The organism is Deltaproteobacteria bacterium (assembly GCA_021737785.1).
GTDB lineage: Bacteria > Desulfobacterota > DSM-4660 > Desulfatiglandales > Desulfatiglandaceae > AUK324.
In genome coordinates this window covers 40,688-57,959 of the sequence record JAIPDI010000011.1, presented here as the reverse complement: position 1 = coordinate 57,959, position 17,272 = coordinate 40,688, and the positions used below count along the sequence as shown (strand labels likewise).

Below are 17,272 nucleotides of genomic sequence, written 5' to 3'. Positions count from 1 at the left end.
TTAGGGAATTTGTCGAATCCCGGCGCTATTTATGAAACAGAATTTATATAATATTTTGTTTAACCTCGCTGCTTTCTCAGCCCTCAGTTACCTCGGCGTGGATATTTTTTACAGGACACTTTCCTTTCAGCTCACCGACGTTCGGACCTCGCAGACGGCAGAGGTGACAATTCCGAAGAGGGTGCATCATGAACGGCCTTTGTTGAAACATTTCGATGTGATTGTGAATCGAAATTTGTTCGGGGCGGCTGAAACCACCGCCGATGATGTGAAGACGAGAGAAATCCAGAAGGAAGATATCGAGGCCCTGGAACCGACCACCCTCAACATCGCCCTCCTGGGGACGGTCACGGGTCTTGAAGAAAACGCACGTGCGGTGATTGAAGATTCGGTCAAGAGAACACAGGGTCTCTACAGGGTGGGAGACGCTGTTCAGGGTGCAGTCATCCGGAAAATCGTGCGAGGGAAAGTCGTACTGCATGTGGGGGAAAAAGATGAGGTCCTCTCGATGGATGCGCCTGAGGAAGGTATGGGGGGACATGCCTCGGCCGGGCCGGCCCGAGGCGGTGACACCGTAACCCTGGCCCGGTCGGACATCCAGAATTCGCTCCAGAATATCAACCAGTTGTTAACCCAGGCACGCATTCGGCCCTATCTGAAAAACGGAAAACCGGATGGATTCATTCTCAGTTATGTCCAGGCCGATTCATTCTTCACTCAGTTGGGGCTTCAACGGGGAGACATTGTCAAAAACATCAACGGCAAATCGATCAACACACCCGAGGATGCCTTCTCCTTTTACAAGGCCATAGAATCAGGCGATCCCCTGTCCATGGAAATTCTGCGCGGGGGTCAGCCCCGGACCATCAATTATCAGTTCAAATGAGAGGCCCTATTCACCCCTTTGACATTCCCTTAAGGCGGTCTGACGGCCGCGCACCAAACAGGTTTCACCCAAGTCCCAGAGACCCCCACGGGCAGCCTTCTTCGCACGTTGCAGAGAAGTTACAGACAAAGCGTCTAAGAGTCTAACCGCTTACGCCCCTCTTGCCGTCGCTGATCATCGAACCGGGCCGAAGCTCCTCTCGAAAAGATCGCTGATGGCTCGGCGGCCGTCTTCCGTAAGGCGACGGGTTCCGGTGCCGACAAAGGTCTTGTGATCCAGTATCGGATCTTCCGCCATCCAGGTGTTGTTTTTCCAGGTGAACCAGCCTTTCCGGTCCTGGTCGTAGACGCTCAAGGGCCGGTTGAACAACTTGGCCAGTTCGACGGCCCATCCGGTGCCTCCCTTAACGGTATTGTCCGGCTGAATCCAGCCTACCACGATGACGTGGAAGCCGTTATTGACCATGTGAAAGATGACCTGGATGACCTTGCGGATTTTTTCGGACTTGGAAAAGGTGCGTCCCAGCCGGGTCGAGACGATCTCCATGCTGACGTTGCCCTTGTCGAGTTCTTCCGGACTCAGCACCCGAATGCCCGCCGTCCGCTCAGGGGCATTGCCCGCGTAAGAAAAATTGACCTCGACCAGACCCCAAGCTTCAGCCAGACGGCCGAACTCGGCTTCGGTGCCTTTGTGACCGCCGCTGTAAAGAGTGATTTCAGAAAGATTTGCCATGGGTATCTCCTTATTAATGGGGTTTTCCGGGCGACTTTTCAGACCCGGTGGGTTCCTTGGGGCCCCTCGTGATCGACTGGGCGAAACAAAACACCCCGTCGAGCATCGACGAGGTGCATTTTTATTATAATAAGATGTGTCGGGCGAAATTGCAACCCGTGTGGTTGTATTATTGCGGAGAACCCGAGTATCCTGGCCGTTTCAGGGTTCACGGGCCAAGGCATTCTCATTTTTCGCTCTCTGAACGGTCAATCGTTCGGCATCTGTTATCCATCCGCCGCCCATGGCCTTATAGATGTTCACCAGCGAAATAAAAAAAGCGGCCCGGGACTGGACATAATTGAGCTCCGAAGGAAAAAGCTGCTGCTCTGCCTGGAGCACTGTGGAATAGGGCGAATACCCCCCGTCATACTGGAGACGGGCAAGCCGCACATATTCCTTGTTTGCCTTGACAAGACGTTCCTGTGCCTGGATCTGCTCGACAAGCTTTTTGCGGGCGACCAGGGTGTTTTCCACATCGGCAAAAGAATTCTGAACCGTCTGCTCATAATTGAGAAGCGCCGCCTTTCGGATGGCCTCGGCCTGTTTGACCTGGCCGCGGATTGCCCCTCCGGTAAAGATGGGTCCCGTGACAAGGCCGGCGAAACTCCAGATGCGGGCCGGCCCCTGGAAGAGGTTGGAGAGTTCTGAACTGGCAAATCCAAAGGCCCCGGTCAGAGATATGGTCGGAAAATAGAGGGCCTTGACCGCGCCGATCCGGGCATTGGCCGAGATGAGATTCTGTTCTGCCCCGCGTATGTCGGGGCGGTTAACAAGCAGATCGGAGGGGAGATCCGTCGGGACAGGCAGAGGGTGCAATTGGTGAATGGTTTTGCCGCGTTCAACCTGCCTCGGATTGCGACCCATCAGGATTGAAAGGGCGTTTTCGGTCTGAGCGATCTGAGACTCGATCTGCGGGATGGCCGCTGCGGCTGTTTCGTACTGGGAACGGGCCTGCTCAACCGTCATCTGGGACACCTGACCATACTTAAAACGCAGTTCAAAGATCCTGACCGACTCGGCATAGGTGCCCAGGGTCTCCTTTGCAATCAGGAGTTGCTCATCCAGGCCCAGCAGTTGGATATAGGTGCCGGCCACGGAAGAAACCAGGGAAAGGATGACGCCGCGCCGCGCCTCCTCGGTTGCCAGCAGCTGGGCCTGGGCAGACTCGGAGAGCCTTCGGATGCGGCCCCACAGGTCGAGTTCCCAGCTCGCGCCGGCAAAGGCCTGATATGAACTCTGGGGATTCGGTATGATCGAAGGAATGGGCGTGGCCCCGGTCTCTGTTGCGCGTTCCCTTTTCGCGGTTCCGCTGTATGCCGCCTGGGGAAACAGCGGGGATCGCGTCTGCATGAGGATTCCCGCGGCCTGTTCGATGTTTGCGGCGGCAATCTTGATGTCCCTGTTGTTGGCGAGGGCCTCAGTGATCAGCGCATCCAGCACCGGATCCTGGAACTGTTTCCACCAGTCTATATTGGCGGTCTCTTGGGCCTCCCCGTCCGTGTACGTGAAGGCGGCGGGGACATCGAGATCCGGCCGTACATAATCAGGACCCAGCATGCAGCCGTTGAGCATTATAACGAATGCCAGTACCGCCAGGGCGCGCATATCAGTGATCCTCCGCCGGTGCATGCGGCACCTCCTGTGCCACTCCGCCAGCAGCAAGGGCTTTTTTGCCGGATTTTGCGTCTTTCTTGGCCTTGGATCGCTCGCTCATCCGGTCAAAGATATAGAACAGGAGCGGCACATAGAGCATGGCCAATGTGGTCTCTCCGATCATGCCGCCGATGATGCCGGTGCCGATGGAATGGCGGGCGTTGGCGCCCGCGCCCATGGCCATTGCCAGGGGGAGCACCCCGAAGGCAAAGGCAAGAGAGGTCATGATGATCGGCCGTAATCTCTGCTCGCCCGCCTCGATGGTGGCCTCCATGATCGACTTCCCCTCTTTGCGCAGTTCGACCGCAAAGGAGACCCTCAAAATCGCATTCTTGGCCCCCAGGCCGATCAGCACAAGGAGACCGATTTGGAAGTAAACATCGTTTTCCAGTCCCCGCAGCCAATTGGCTGTCAGGGCCCCCAGAACCCCGAAAGGCACCGCCATCATCACCGAACCCGGAAGTGTCCAGGACTCATATTGTGCGGCAAGGACGAGGAAGACCACGATGAGACCGAATACAAATGCCATCATGGAGGCGCCGCCCGATACCTTTTCCTCAAAGGCGAGCCCGGACCACGCAAAGGTATAGCCCTGGGGAAGCACCTCACCCGCAACTTCTTCCATGGCGGCAATCGCCTGACCTGAGCTGTACCCCGGAGCGGCATTCCCGTTTATCTTGGCCGCGGGAAACCCATTGAAATGCGGGAGCAAGTCGGGTCCTGTCACCCATCGGGTGGTAACCAGGGCGGAAAGGGGGACCATCTCGCCCTGATTGGATCTCGTGTACAACCGCGCCAGATCCCCGGGATCCTGGCGGTGTTTCGGCTCGGACTGGAGAATGACCCACCAGACTCTGCTGAATTCGTCATACTGGCTGACCGTGAGAGACCCGAATTGCGCCTGAATGGCGCTGTAGATATCATTCACCGATACGCCGAGAAGATTGGCCTTTTCCCGATCCACATCCGCTCTCAACTGCTGGGTGGTGGCCCTGAAGGTGCTGTTCAAGCCGGTGAGTTCAGGACGCTCGCGGGCCTTGCTGAGGAAACGCCGGGTAAGCTCGTCCAGTCTTGCGGGTTCACCCGCCCCCATATCCTGGATCCAGAATTCAAAACCGCCGGTGGTCCCGATCCCGGGAATCGCCGGCGGCGCCACGGGAATCACCAGAGCCTCCTGTATCCCCTTTGCTTCATTGTGCAACCCGGTCAGCACGGCCCGGGCGTTTTCAGCCCGTGCCTTCTTTATTGAACCATAGCGCTCCTCAAAGGGCTTGAGCGTCACAAAGAACGTCCCTGCATTGGTCTTGTAACCGTTGTCCAACAGAGTGTAGCCTGTAATCTGGGTGCGCGTTTCAACGCCGGGAAGATTTTTAAAGATAGCATCCACCCGATCCGCGACGCCCTCGGTGCGGTTGAGACTTGCGCCGTCCGGCATGATGATCGCGGCAATGACGTATCCCTGATCCTCATTCGGCACAAAGCTGGTGGGAATCACTCTAAAGAGCTGGATAAGTGCATAGACAAGCACGGCCAGGATGATGAAGGCGATAATCATCCGTTTGATGACGAACGTCACGGCGTGACCAAAGGCGCGGGTAATGGCATCGACCTGTCGGTTGAACCAGGCGAAAAAGCCGCGCGTGGGGGCCGTGGTGTGCTTCAGCAAAACGCCGCACATGGCCGGGGTAAGGGTAAGGGCCACGAATCCGGAAACCGCGACTGAAATGACGATGGTAATGGCGAATTGCTTATAGAGTTGACCTGTGGTGCCCGGCAGAAATGCGGCAGGGATGAAGACCGATGCCATCACCAGCACCACGGCCACCAGCGAACCCGATATCTCACCCATGGCCCGGACCGTCGCCTCTTTGGGAGACAAATGATATCGGGTCATATTGCGTTCAACGTTTTCCACCACCACGATGGCGTCGTCCACCACCATTCCGATGGCAAGCACCAGGCCGAAAAGGGTAAGCAAATTTATTGAAAAGCCCAGGGCAAGCATGCCGGTAAATGTACTGACAAGGGCCACGACAATGGCAACCGAGCAAATGATGGTGGTGCGAAAGCTCTGAAGGAAAAAGTATACAACAAAAATGACGAGGAGGATCGCCTCAAACAGGGTATGCACCACCTCTTTGATCGAGAGGCGCACAAAGTCGTTTGTGTCGAGGGAGATCATATAGTCGAGGCCGCTGGGGAAACGGGGCTTCATCTCTTCAAGGGTCTTTCGGACGGCCTGGGACACCTCAAGCCCGTTGGCCCCGGGCTGCTGGTAGACTGCCAGAAAGGTAGCAGGGCTGCCGTTCAACTTGCTGTCCACCACATATTGTCTCAGACCTACCTCGGCACGCGCCACGTCTTTTAATCGAACGATACTGCTGCCGTCCGGGTTCGCACGCAGAATAATATTCTCATATTCCCACGGCTGCGTGAACGGTCTCTGCGTCACCACCGGGATCGTCAACTCCACAGGTCCGGACGTGGGCTTCTGCCCGATCTGCCCGGCCCCGTACATGGCGTTTTGGGTGGCAACGGCCTGCTGGATGTCGCTGGTGGTAATCCCCAGCGATGCCATCCGGTCCGGGTTCATCCAGATGCGCATGGCCTGATCGGCGACGCCCATGATCTGGGCCTGTCCGGCGCCCGGCACACGCTTGATGGCATCGAGAACATAGACATTGGCGTAATTCGCAATGTAGTCGCTGCTGTAACGCTCACCTTCGGCATAGATGCCGATCAACATCATGATGGACGATGCCTTCTTCTGCACGGACACCCCTTGCTGCACCACGGCCTCGGGCAGCTGGGGAGTCGCGAGACTGACCCGGTTCTGGACCTGCACCTGGGCAATGTCCGGATCGGTATCCAGCGTGAAATAAACGGTAAGCACCAATTGTCCGTTCGAGGAACTCGTGGAAGACATGTAAAGCATGTTGTCAACGCCGTTTATCTGGGCCTCGATCGGCGCTGCAACAGAATCGGCAAGGGTCTGGGAATCGGCCCCGGGGTAGACTGCCGATACCGTGACCTGCACAGGGGTGATGGTCGGATACTGCTCCACCGGAAGGGCGGTCATGGCCACAATGCCCGCAAGACAGATAAGAACCGCAAGGACGGTGGCGAAGATCGGCCGATCAATAAAAAACTTGGAGAACACGGATCGGATTTCCTTTATTTGTCACTTGGTTGTGCCTGTTTCGGACGAGGTGGGACCCTCGGCTCCGGATGCATGGCCGGCATCATACGGCTTTGTGGTGACAATCATTCCGGGCCTGAGCATCAGACCGCCGTCAACCACCACCTGCTCGCCGTCTTTCAGACCTTCGAATATGAACCAGTCGTCTCCATGCCATTCTCCAACCGTGACGGGTCGCTGTTCGATCTTGGAATCCTTCCCCACCACCAGGACAAAGTGGCCCTTTGACCCTTGTTGCACCGCACGCTGGGGCACCAGGATTGCCTGGGGCCGGATTGCGCCTTTCAGGCGCGCCCGGACAAACTGGTTCGGATGCAGGATCCCGTCCGGATTATCAACATCCGCCCGGATGAGAAAAGTCCCGGTCTGGGGATTATAGGAGGGTTCGGCAAAAGTCATCCGACCTGTATGGGGATAGATTGATCCGTCCACAAGGAGGATCTCGATCTCATACTCATCGCTTTTCAGTGGACGCAACCGACCCTCGGCAATCTGGTCCAGATATTTCTGCAATTCGTTCTCAGACAGACTGAAATTCACCCACATGGGGGAGAGCACCGCAACGGTCGTAAGGAGGCTGTTCTGGGGATTGATATACGTACCGTCGGTCTGACGAGCCGAACTGGTGATGCCGCTCACCGGGGATGTAATGGTCGTGTAGGAAAGGTTAAGCCTTGCCGCTTCCACCTGGGCCCTGGCCTGGGCCACGGCGGCAGCGGTGGCCTGGTAACGGCCTGTTGCATCGTCAAGGTCCTTCTGGGAAAGGGCGTTTTGTTCTGTAAGGGGTTTGGTGCGGGCAAGATTCAAGCGGGCGGTTTCGAACGCGGCCTCCTGTTTGGCAAGGGCGGCCTTTGCCTGGTCCAGCTGGACTTTAAACGGTTTGGCATCCATCTGAAAAAGTATCTGGCCCTCCTTCACCACCGCGCCCTCGGTGTACATCCGCTTGTCGAGAAACCCGCTTACCCGCGCCTGAATGTTGACGAGATGGGAACTCTGGGTTTGGGCAATATATTCAAAAACAACAGGCACATCCTTTCGGACAATCTCCACCACCATGACCACGGGCACGGACGGCGGCGGGGCCTCCTTTTTGTTCTGGCATGCCGCCATGAGAACGGCCGCCGCCATGATCATGGGGATGATGAGCGATCTGACATACCCTAAAGGATCTATTTTATCTGTTTGAGCCATCGGTAAATTTCCAATTCCTTAAGGTTTGCACCTTATTCCCTTATCATTTGTGTTTCTCAGACACTGCGATTATTTTCGCACCCGTCTGGATTTCCCGGTTTAGATGGTCAAGCGCAGCAAAGCCCAACGGCCGGACCAAAAAAAAGCCGGTTTCATGCCTCCAAAAGGAATAATCCGGAAAACAGGTGATTATCTTTTAAAAGTAGGATAATTTCAACTAATAATATTGGCGTTGCGGTTCCATGAGTTTCAGACTCAACAATCCCCGGGCAATACTCGTATCAGAACATCCGATAGGGGGATAAGTGCAAAGCCGCTGACTGATCGTATCCATAAGTTCGGAGTCGGGAGGAAGAGTAAGAAGCTGCGCCAATCAGTTTTAGTTGACAGAACTCAAAAAAAATCTCTATATTTTTTTCGGTTTGATGCCTGCATAATAGTTGTGAAAAAGGCAAACCTCTCGAAAGAGTGGGACGCAAAACCGCCGGCCCTTGCGGGTTTGGGTAGCGGGGTTGCCCAACGTATGCCGATTGCGCCGGCCCAATGAGGTCACGCCGATACCCAATTTCTCGTGTTGAGGGACGTGTTGGGGTCCATACTGAAACTGTTTCAGCCTGGATATGAGAAGTGGAGCGCCGTCAAGGGGCAACTGGCGTAGAAACTATCTCAATTATGAAATAGGAAATACCAACCCTGAGACAAGGGATACTTATAGACAGATTGTTTTGACCCGCATCCAGCGCCTTTTTTCAGCACCCTGCTAGCCGGCCGCGAGCCATTGATCTGCTAAGGACTTCATGATGCTGACCCACTCTCCGAAGGTATTCGGTTTCGTAATGAATGACTGGGCCCCCATTTCACTGCTGTAGGCGATATCTTTGGTTTCCCGGGAGGTGGTGAACACCACAACCGGAATGTGCTGAAACGCAGGTGTGGACTTGATCTCCTTCAGGACGAGGCGACCGTCCTTGATGGGCATGTTGAGATCAAGCAGGATCAGATCAGGAACCGAGTCGAAGCGGGAGAGATAGTCCATGAGTTCCATCCCGTTCTCGAGACAGTGGATGACGCCGCGCGCCCCCGATTTCCTGAAGGCATCCTTGGCCAGCGTACAATCATCGTCGTCATCGTCGGCCATCAGGACGAGTGGCTCCCTATCGGTATTCAAGGCCTACCTCCCTAACATATTCACCACAGGAAAAACTTGACGGGATTTAGAGGAGATACAGGACCAACAACAGGTAACCGCTGAAGCCTGAGAGTTCGAAGCGCAAGGCCCGGAGCCGAAAGGTCAAGGTATCCGAACACCTTACTGCCGCTTCGGCAGACTGACAATAAATGTCGATCCTTTCCCCGGCACGCTCCTGGCTGTGATGACCCCGCCATGGCGTTCCACGATCTTCCGGCAGATGGCCAGCCCCATGCCTGTCCCCTCATAGGGAGAACTCCTCCCGTGGAGCCGCTGAAAGGGCTTGAAAATCTTGTCTAAGTGAGCCTCGTCAAAGCCGATCCCATTATCTTCCACTTGGATGTCCCAGAACAAACCTGAATCCGGGGGGCTGCCGTAGACCCGGACCACGGGCTTCCCTTCCCCCTGGTACTTCAGGGCGTTACTGATCAGGTTCTGGAAGAGCTGACGCATCTGGACCCTGTCCGCCTCAATATCGGGCAGTTCACCCACCTCCACGCGGCCCTCCGTTTCCTCACAGGGCACACCCAGATCCGCCACCGCCTCCCGCACCGGGTCCGCAAGATTGAACACTGTAAAAGGGTTCGAGTCGGAGGTGATACGGGAATACCTCAGGAGGCTCATGACCAGGGTATGCATCCTCTCCGCCGACAGGTTGATCCTCTTCAGGTAATCACGGGCCTTGTCGCTCAGGGAGTCGTGATGCTGGCCGAGCAGCAGGTCGGAAAAGGTCCGGAGCTTGCGCAACGGCTCCTGCAGATCGTGGGATGCCACATGGACAAAGTCCTCCATTTCCCGGTTACTCAGCTCCAGCATGGCCATATAGCTTCTCAGTTTTTTCTCCGCCCGTTTCAATTCGGTGATGTCCCTGGCGGCGGCGAAGACCCCCTCCACCTCGCCGGTTTCGTTTCTGTATGTCGAGGCATTGTACAGGACCTCCGTGAGGCTGCCTGAGATATGGCGGATGGCAAGGGGAAAGTCTCTTACAAGTCCCGCCCTAAATACCTGTTCATATCCCTCCCTTGCCTTCTCGGGCTCCGCAAAATAGTGGCAAAAATCCGTGCCAATGAGCCGTTCACGGACAACTCCGGTAACAAGTTCCGTGGCCCTGTTCACATCCAGGATCTTTCCATCCCTGCTGATGGTGACCAATGGATCGAGACTCACTTCAATGAGACTTCTGGCATACAAGGAGGCAGCCTTCAACCGCTCCTCTGCCCGCTTGCGCTCCGTGATATCGATGCCCATCTCCAGGATGAGGGTGGAACCGTCCGTGTCGGTGAAGGGAAAGTCGGATACCTCGTAAATGCGACCGTCCGGTCCGGCCCACTCCCAATGATGGGGGGCATGGGTCTTCATGGCAGAATATGTCTCACAATTCTCGCACGCCTCCTTTCGGCCGAACAGGAACTCGAAACACCGCAGTCCATTGGACTCTCCGAAACGTTCCCTGAAGAAACGATTGGCAAAGGGTACCTGATAATCCGGGGTCAGGAGCACCACGTAGGCCGGCAGCGTCTCCAGGACCTCGTAGAGCCGACGGCGTTCCGTTCTCGCCGCCTCTTCGGCCCGATTCCGCTCGGCAATTTCTTCTTCCAGGTCCTTGTTGATGATGGCAAGTTCTGCGGTCCGATCCTCCACCCGCCGCTCCAGCGTATTGTTCAGTTGCTGAAGTTCCAGGGTTCGCTGCCGCAGGTCTTCCTCTGCCTGCTTTTTCTCAGTGACGTCCTGGACCATGGAGAGAACCCCGGTAAAGCGGCCTCCTGCATCCCTCAGGGGCGTATTCAGCCAATCGCAGAGAATGATCCTGCCGTCCCGGGTGAGGTTCTCGTTCACACTGTGAGCGGTCATGTCGCCTTCGGCGATGCGATGGAGAATTCCCTCCACGTGGGGCTGGGCATCGGCCGGCACGATGACCTGCGCATGGCGTCCGATGAGTTCTCCTCCACGGAAACCGAAAATCCGCTCCGCAGCGGGGTTCATTTGGGCAAAGTGGAACTTCTCGTCATAGAGGATACACCCGATAGGCATCCGTTCCATCTGAAGGCGGAGCCGGGCCTCGCTCTCTTTGAGTGCGTCCTCGGCCCGCCTCCGCTCGGTCGTTTCAACAAGAGAAAACACAAAGCCTTGTACGTCACCGAAAGGGTCCTTCACCGGCAGAAGACTCCAGTCCCAGTAGGTAGTTCCCCTCTCTGGCTGGTCCGGAAAGACAAAGGGTTTATCATGGAAGATCGCCGGTACGCCCGTCTCCCGCACGCGGACGAAGATCGCCTCGTTCTCTTCATGGGGGAAAAGGGTGAAGTGGTTCTTCCCGATCAGGTCCTCGGCCGTATACCCACACGTCCGGGCGTACACCCGGTTCACGCGCACAAAGTTAAAGTCCCGGTCCAGGTAGGTGAGGTGGATGTTTTCTGCCCCGTCCATGACCGACTGAAGAATCTGCTTCTCCCTTTCCAGAGACTTCCTGGCTTCTTGGGTGGCCGCCTCAGCCTGTTTTCTGTCGGTGATGTCACGCTCGGAACCCCGACGCCCCTGAAAAGCGCCTTGTGGGTCCAGGACGGCCTGACAAACATGACCGATCCAACGTATCCTGCCGTCACGGTGCAGGATACGGAATTCCAGTTCACGTGTTTCCCCACGGAACTGCTCTCCATGCAGATGCGCCTCAACGCGTTCCCGGTCGTCCGGATGAATGATCCTGGAATAGAGATCCGGATCCTGGATGAACTCCTCCGGCGCGTAGCCGGAAATACGCTCGCACGAGGGTGAGACATAGAGAAAGCGATTTTCCGGGCTGCGCCAGTGCTCCCAGTCCTGAGTGAAATCCGCCACGATGCGGAACTTCTCCGCCGCCTCCAGGATCTCTCCCTGTGCCCGGCGCTTCTCCGTGACATCATGAAAGACGATTACCACCCCTGCTGTTTTTCCTTCGGCATCCCGAATCGGGGCCGCGCTGTCCTCGATGGGGATTTCGCGGCCATCACGGTGAATAAGGGCGGTATGATTGACCAGGTTGACGACGTTCCCCTCGCGCAACACGCGGTTCACAATGTCCTCGGCCGGGCTGCGGGTCTTTTCGTTGATGATCCGGAAGATGCCCTGGATCGACCGGCCCTTGGCCTCTTCGAGTTGCCAGCCCGTCAGGCTTACGGCGCCGGGATTGAGGAAGCTGATCCGGCCCTGGATGTCCGTGGCGATTACCGCGTCGCCGATGCTGCTGAGGGTGACCCGCAGCCACTCTCCCTGCCGGCGCGCATCTTCTTCGGCCCCCTTTCGCTCTTCCACCTCTTTGCGGAGTCTGTCTCTGGAAACCGTAGTATTCCTCAAGCGGTCCGTCATGCGGTCAAAGGCGCAGGAGAGTTCCCCGATCTCATCCCTATCCGCCATGCCGATCCTGTGATCGAGATGACCGGCGCCGACGGCCTCGGTTCCCTGTCTCACGGTCGCGAGCGACGCAGTAATGCCTTTCATGGTCCGGATCAGAACAACGGTGAGGGGAACGCCTGTGGTCACGAGAATGAAAATAACAAGCCAACTCACCCTTCGCTGGGTATTCGCTATCTCGCCATCGATCAGGGCTTCGAGCCGCAGTGCATCGGACAGCACGTCACGCGCCCTTGTCAGTATCCGCCCGATCAACCGCTCCTCCGCTTCCCTGGACAGGGCATAGCGCTCGGCCGGGGCGGGTCGTTCGTAGACGGCAACCAGCCTGAGGAATGCCTTCCTCACGGATTCGCTATTGTCCCGAATGCCTTGCAGGAGCCCCTGCTGGACCTTGTCCCGAAATTGGAGGGAGGCGATGATTTCGGTCATGGAATCGTATTCGCTGAGGAATTGCCGCTTGGGTCGATTCTCGGGATAGAGCATGTAGTACCTGGCCAGGCTGTTCAACTCATTCATGCTGTTCATGAGTTGCTTGGTCCTTTGGCCCTCATCCCAGGCCCGATCTATTGCCCTGTAGGAGAAGAGGAGCGCAAGGCCGGTGACCAGGGACACGAGCAAGGGAACCAGGGCCGCAAGCTTCAATTTGGAGCCGATATTCATTACCGTCCCCTATGTGCCGGTGATCCCGACCGCTTCAGGTCGCACTGCCTTCAGGCCGTCGGTATGGATGAAATATGTGAAGTCGGGAGGCGTCGTGCGCTTGCTGGAACTTCTCTTCCTGAACCAACGCGCCTGATCTTCCAGATTCACGATCAGACTCTGTTCCAGCACGGTGACAAACTTGAAGTCCTTCCATTCCTTCTCGAACAGGGGGCTTTCTGCACCGATGGCCGCGGCGACCACGGCCATGGCCTCTTCCGGTTTTTCTGCGATAAATTCATTTGCCGTCACCACGGCCCGAAGGAACTTCACGATCCGCCCGGGATGTGTCTTGACGAAATCCTGGGCAGCCACAAGATTCCATGTCATGGTGTAAATGTTCGCGTCGTGAAGCACGAGGGCATTGCTCCCAAGCCTGTCCAGGAGCATGATGGTGTGAGGCGTCCAGGTGCTGACCGCATCAACCTCCCCGTTCAGCAAGACATCGACCACCCTGTCTGCCGCAATGGGAACCATTATGATGTCATTCGGATCCACATGGGAGGTAATCAGGTAGATGTGGAGGAAAAAATGTGCGGTCGTGCCCTCCACCACGCCGACTCTCCTCCCCCTGAGATCACAGGGTTTGGAAATGCCCCTGTCCTTCCTCGCGATGATCAGGATCGCCCGATCGATTTCGCAAACCGTGGCGGCCACCGAAAGCGGCTTTCCTTCCATGGCGGCCAGGGCGATCGGTGTTTCACCGGCCGTGGCGAGTTCCGCCTTCCCCGCGAGCACCGCATCCAGCCCAAGGTGCCCCGATACATAGGGATGGAGGGTTACATCGAGCCCTTCGTCCCTGAAATAGCCCCTCTCGTGCGCAACATACAGAGGCGCGGAAGCGGGCCAGGGCGTCACGGCAAGGGTGAGTTTCTCAAGGGGCTTCGGATCCTCGTTTCGGCTGCACCCGACCATGCCGACAAGCATGACGGCAAAAAGAGTCAGCGCCACGGCGCCTTTCTTGATCACACGGCCCTCCTCGTTCATTCTCCGGATATCCTAATCGCTTTGCTCCTCCCTGCGGCACATGAAGAAATACGCCTCGGTCTTCGCTCCTCGGCGTGTTGGATGTAACACCTCGCAGGGTGATCACCGGATATAACCTTGCTTTTTCTGTTTGGAGTATGGGTGAAGCGGCCTTGGGTGTCAAATAAAATGTGACCATCTTGTTTTGCGGGAGAATACCCGGACGTCACGGGCCTCAAATGGGGGCCTGGGTCCGGCAAGGGACTGGACGTGGAGACAGGGATCCCCTGGGTGGGGCATGTGATTCAATGTGAAGGTGCGATTGTAGTCAAGGGAACTGGCGCAAGAGATGTTGATGGCCAGATCAGTATCCCCATGGATGCAATTGCTGCCAGTGGGTAAAATCCGTATGACGTGAAGACGGCAGGGGATATCCTGATCCCCCTTCATGAACCAGCATTCGCTGCCATGGATACGATTCCGTGACCATTGAAGGATAAGGTTGGTAAAAAAATAAACGGAAACCTGGCCCAACATAGGGCAATTCGGTAGAGCGGCTCATGTTTGAAAAACTGGGGAGCGAAGCGTGGGCGATAGGTGCTGTTGGATTCCGGTAAGGAATAGGTGGTAGAACTCAGATGCTTACCTCCAAATCCGGCAAAGGTATGCGGGTTTGGAGGCAAGCAGTCAAAAAGCGCTCGATACATTAACCGAAGACCTTCTGCAGGAAGCCCTTGGTTACCTTTGCATCGCCCTTGCCCAGGAGTTCCAGCTCACCGTGATCCAGCCAGACCCCTTTGCAGTTCCGGCATCGATCCACCATCACATTCTGATAATTGATTTCCTCCAAGTCGTGCCCGCATTTGGGGCACTTCATCCAGTGGGCATCTTTACGATGCAGCTTGGATTCTTCTTGTCGTTGCCGGTCCAGTTCGGAACGTATCTTGGCCATCCGTTCCTGATCCAGTTTCATAAAATACTCATCTTCTCTATCCGATGGTTCGTAAGCCATTGCCTGTTACCTCCATTTTTTCCTGTGATTGATGACCGATTCCAAGTTCCAGAACCTTAAAATAGATTAAAAGGAGTGTCATGTCAATTTTGAATAGCGTCGACCAGCTATTGACGCGGGCATGCTGGGCTCCGACAGAGGTTCAAACGACAACTTCCCTGTTGACTTCATACGGCCTTTTCCCTAAAGTTTTTGGATAGGGTACTTTCTTGAACCTGTTGACGGGTGCGGCTGGGGGTATCATGTCCTATGTTACTGCCGTATCTGTCGGAACCGTCAATATGAGGAAACGTGACTTGAAGGGATTGTCAGAATGCGCAAAACTGCTATTGTAAAGGACGAAAGGTACCTGAATCATCTGCCGGGGAAATGGCATCCGGAGAGCCCCGAACGGTTGAAAGCCATCTACGCCATGCTGGAACACCCTGAGATGGCGGGCATATTCCTGAATTTACCTGCGAGGCGGGCCACCAAGGAGGAACTCCTGCGGATACACTCCACCCGGCATGTGGACATGATCCTGGCCACCGCCGGAAAGGGATACCGGTCTCTGGATCCGGATACGGCGGTCTCAGAAGGATCCTGCGAGGCCGCGCTCCTGGCCGCCGGGGGCATGTGCGATGCAATATCTGCCGTTCTATCCGGAGAGATAGACAACGCCTTTACCCTTGTCAGGCCGCCGGGCCACCATGCTGAGCACAGCAGGGGCATGGGCTTTTGCCTCTTCAACAATCTGGCGGTGGGGGCCAGGCATGCCCAGATATCCCATGGCATTAAACGGGTGCTCGTGGTGGACTGGGATCTTCATCACGGCAATGGAACCCAGCATTCCTTTGAGGAGGATCCCACCAACCTCTACTTTTCAACCCATCAGTATCCCTATTATCCGGGGAGCGGTGCGTCCGAACAGATCGGAAGGGGAAGCGGCGAAGGATTTACCGTGAATGTCCCCCTTTCTCCGGGCAAAGGCGACGGGGAATACATCGCCGTGTTCGAGCGAATATTAAAACCAATCGCACTGGAGTTCGATCCGGACCTGATCCTGGTGTCGGCGGGGTTTGATATCCATGCCGATGATCCGTTGGGGGGCATGCGGGTGACATCGAATGGGTTTGCAGGGTTAACGCGAATCATCATGGGGATTGCCGATGCCTGTTGCGCCGGCAGGGTGGTCATGACCCTGGAAGGAGGATATGAACTGAAAGGGCTCAGCAGCTCGGTAAAGGCAGTGATCAGGGAAATGGCCGGGATTTCAGACCCCCTCGCGCAACAGGCCCTGACTCCCTCGGAAGAGGAAAGTATTGAGGGGATCGTGGGGAGGGCGGTCAAGGTTCACGGCAGGTTTTGGAAAAACCTGACCCGGACGAACCAGAAAATTGAAAAGTGAAGAAGGCATATTGAATATTTTACCACGTGTGTGGATATCACTTAAGGAGTGGGTCATGAGAAACCGTGGAGGAGTAGAACTCATAAACACAATGCAATTCGAATAACTCAAAATGATAGGCTGCAATTGTGGATTTCTGTCATGTTCACATGCATTTTTCCGGTCTTTTTCAATTTTCAATCCTCAATTTTCATTCTTCAATTCAACATCATGGGCAATCCCGGAAGGTTCGGAAAATATGGCGAGCAGAAAAGGGTGGATCGGCTGAGGCAGGTCAGGAGCAGGCCCTCAACGAGTGCGGTTGAGGGGGGACGGCCCGCTTCGAAATCCTTGCATCGCGGAAAGCAGGGCCCTTTCAAGACTCGAATCGCCATCCGGCCGGCCGAGGTATCGGACGCGGAGTTTATCCGGAACTTAAGCCGAAAGGCCTTCCAGCAATATGGTCCCTATGAAACACTCCTGCCGAACTGGTTCCTCTCAGGCATCGGCGCCACAATGGTGGCTGTTCTGGGAAGGAAGATTGCAGGGTACGCAATGCTGGAAAGAATCATGGGCCAAGCCGCTTCACCCCGGGTATCTGAACTCCTGGCCATTGCGGTGGAACCTTGGGGGCGAAATCACGGCGTGGGGGATCGCCTCCTGGCAGAAACCATCAGAAAGGCCAAGGAACGGCATGTGGAAAGGATGGTCCTTCACACCGCCGTGGATAATCTCTCGGGCCAGGCGCTTTTCCGCAAACACGGTTTCGTGGCGTGCGGAATCAAAACCGCCTTTTACCCGGAAGGTCAGGATGCGCTGGTAATGGAGAAAGAATTAAAAACCTGAGGCCCAGTCGCGAGACCCGGGAGCACCAGGCAATACAGCTGAGTCCGGCTGGAAGCGAAATTAAGCTGTTGAGTCCCGCAGCCGCGCTTACCCATCTTCACTTGTCA

11 protein-coding genes and 1 riboswitch are annotated in these 17,272 nt (G+C 56.0%); of the genes, 3 read left to right on the top strand and 8 right to left on the bottom strand.

The window, feature by feature from the left end; all coding sequences use genetic code 11:
- Positions 1-31 precede the first annotated feature (31 nt).
- On the top strand, positions 32-886 hold the full coding sequence (locus K9N21_07590; GenBank protein MCF8143765.1) for a hypothetical protein: 855 nt from the start codon (positions 32-34) through the stop codon (positions 884-886).
- A 174-nt stretch (positions 887-1,060) separates the two neighbouring features.
- Here K9N21_07590 and K9N21_07585 read toward each other — a convergent pair whose 3' ends face one another.
- From K9N21_07585 to K9N21_07550, 8 genes are all read right to left on the bottom strand, one after another.
- Positions 1,061-1,618: a hypothetical protein gene (locus K9N21_07585; protein MCF8143764.1), complete on the bottom strand. Its 558-nt coding sequence runs from the start codon at positions 1,616-1,618 to the stop codon at positions 1,061-1,063.
- 201 nt (positions 1,619-1,819) lie between these two features.
- A complete protein-coding gene (locus K9N21_07580; GenBank protein MCF8143763.1) occupies positions 1,820-3,265 on the bottom strand; it encodes an efflux transporter outer membrane subunit in 1,446 nt (481 codons plus the stop codon).
- Between the two features lies 1 nt (position 3,266).
- Complete coding sequence (locus K9N21_07575) at positions 3,267-6,473, bottom strand: multidrug efflux RND transporter permease subunit (protein MCF8143762.1); 3,207 nt, start codon at positions 6,471-6,473, stop codon at positions 3,267-3,269.
- A 21-nt stretch (positions 6,474-6,494) separates the two neighbouring features.
- Entirely contained in the window at positions 6,495-7,646 is a 1,152-nt protein-coding gene (locus K9N21_07570) for an efflux RND transporter periplasmic adaptor subunit (protein MCF8143761.1), read from the bottom strand.
- 497 nt (positions 7,647-8,143) lie between these two features.
- Positions 8,144-8,223, top strand: a riboswitch (cyclic di-GMP riboswitch).
- Positions 8,224-8,463: 240 nt separating this feature from the next.
- The gene (locus tag K9N21_07565; GenBank protein ID MCF8143760.1) at positions 8,464-8,841 is read right to left on the bottom strand and encodes a response regulator; all 378 of its coding nucleotides are present in this window, start codon (positions 8,839-8,841) and stop codon (positions 8,464-8,466) included.
- A 171-nt stretch (positions 8,842-9,012) separates the two neighbouring features.
- Complete coding sequence (locus K9N21_07560; GenBank protein ID MCF8143759.1) at positions 9,013-12,936, bottom strand: PAS domain S-box protein; 3,924 nt, start codon at positions 12,934-12,936, stop codon at positions 9,013-9,015.
- A 9-nt stretch (positions 12,937-12,945) separates the two neighbouring features.
- Positions 12,946-13,944: an NrtA/SsuA/CpmA family ABC transporter substrate-binding protein gene (locus K9N21_07555; protein ID MCF8143758.1), complete on the bottom strand. Its 999-nt coding sequence runs from the start codon at positions 13,942-13,944 to the stop codon at positions 12,946-12,948.
- A gap of 703 nt (positions 13,945-14,647) precedes the next feature.
- On the bottom strand, positions 14,648-14,953 hold the full coding sequence (locus K9N21_07550; GenBank protein ID MCF8143757.1) for a zf-TFIIB domain-containing protein: 306 nt from the start codon (positions 14,951-14,953) through the stop codon (positions 14,648-14,650).
- Between the two features lie 313 nt (positions 14,954-15,266).
- Here K9N21_07550 and K9N21_07545 point away from each other — a divergent pair, with 313 nt between their 5' ends.
- Together K9N21_07545 and K9N21_07540 are read left to right on the top strand one after the other, a co-directional pair.
- Positions 15,267-16,340, top strand: coding sequence for a histone deacetylase (locus K9N21_07545; GenBank protein ID MCF8143756.1), 1,074 nt, complete (start codon positions 15,267-15,269; stop codon positions 16,338-16,340).
- A gap of 141 nt (positions 16,341-16,481) precedes the next feature.
- Positions 16,482-17,165 (top strand): GNAT family N-acetyltransferase, encoded by a 684-nt coding sequence (locus K9N21_07540; GenBank protein MCF8143755.1) that lies wholly within the window; start codon positions 16,482-16,484, stop codon positions 17,163-17,165.
- The last annotated feature ends 107 nt before the right edge of the window (positions 17,166-17,272 follow it).

Excerpts from the sequence above, each read along its gene's own strand:
- K9N21_07540 (MCF8143755.1), top strand. The coding sequence starts at position 16,482 with ATGTTCACATGCATTTTTCCGGTCTTTTTCAATTTTCAATCCTCAATT.
- K9N21_07580 (MCF8143763.1), bottom strand. The coding sequence starts at position 3,265 with ATGCGCGCCCTGGCGGTACTGGCATTCGTTATAATGCTCAACGGCTGC.
- K9N21_07560 (MCF8143759.1), bottom strand. The coding sequence starts at position 12,936 with ATGAATATCGGCTCCAAATTGAAGCTTGCGGCCCTGGTTCCCTTGCTC.
- K9N21_07590 (MCF8143765.1), top strand. The coding sequence starts at position 32 with ATGAAACAGAATTTATATAATATTTTGTTTAACCTCGCTGCTTTCTCA.
- K9N21_07585 (MCF8143764.1), bottom strand. The coding sequence starts at position 1,618 with ATGGCAAATCTTTCTGAAATCACTCTTTACAGCGGCGGTCACAAAGGC.
- K9N21_07550 (MCF8143757.1), bottom strand. The coding sequence starts at position 14,953 with ATGGCTTACGAACCATCGGATAGAGAAGATGAGTATTTTATGAAACTG.
- K9N21_07565 (MCF8143760.1), bottom strand. The coding sequence starts at position 8,841 with ATGGCCGACGATGACGACGATGATTGTACGCTGGCCAAGGATGCCTTC.
- K9N21_07545 (MCF8143756.1), top strand. The coding sequence starts at position 15,267 with ATGCGCAAAACTGCTATTGTAAAGGACGAAAGGTACCTGAATCATCTG.
- K9N21_07570 (MCF8143761.1), bottom strand. The coding sequence starts at position 7,646 with ATGATCATGGCGGCGGCCGTTCTCATGGCGGCATGCCAGAACAAAAAG.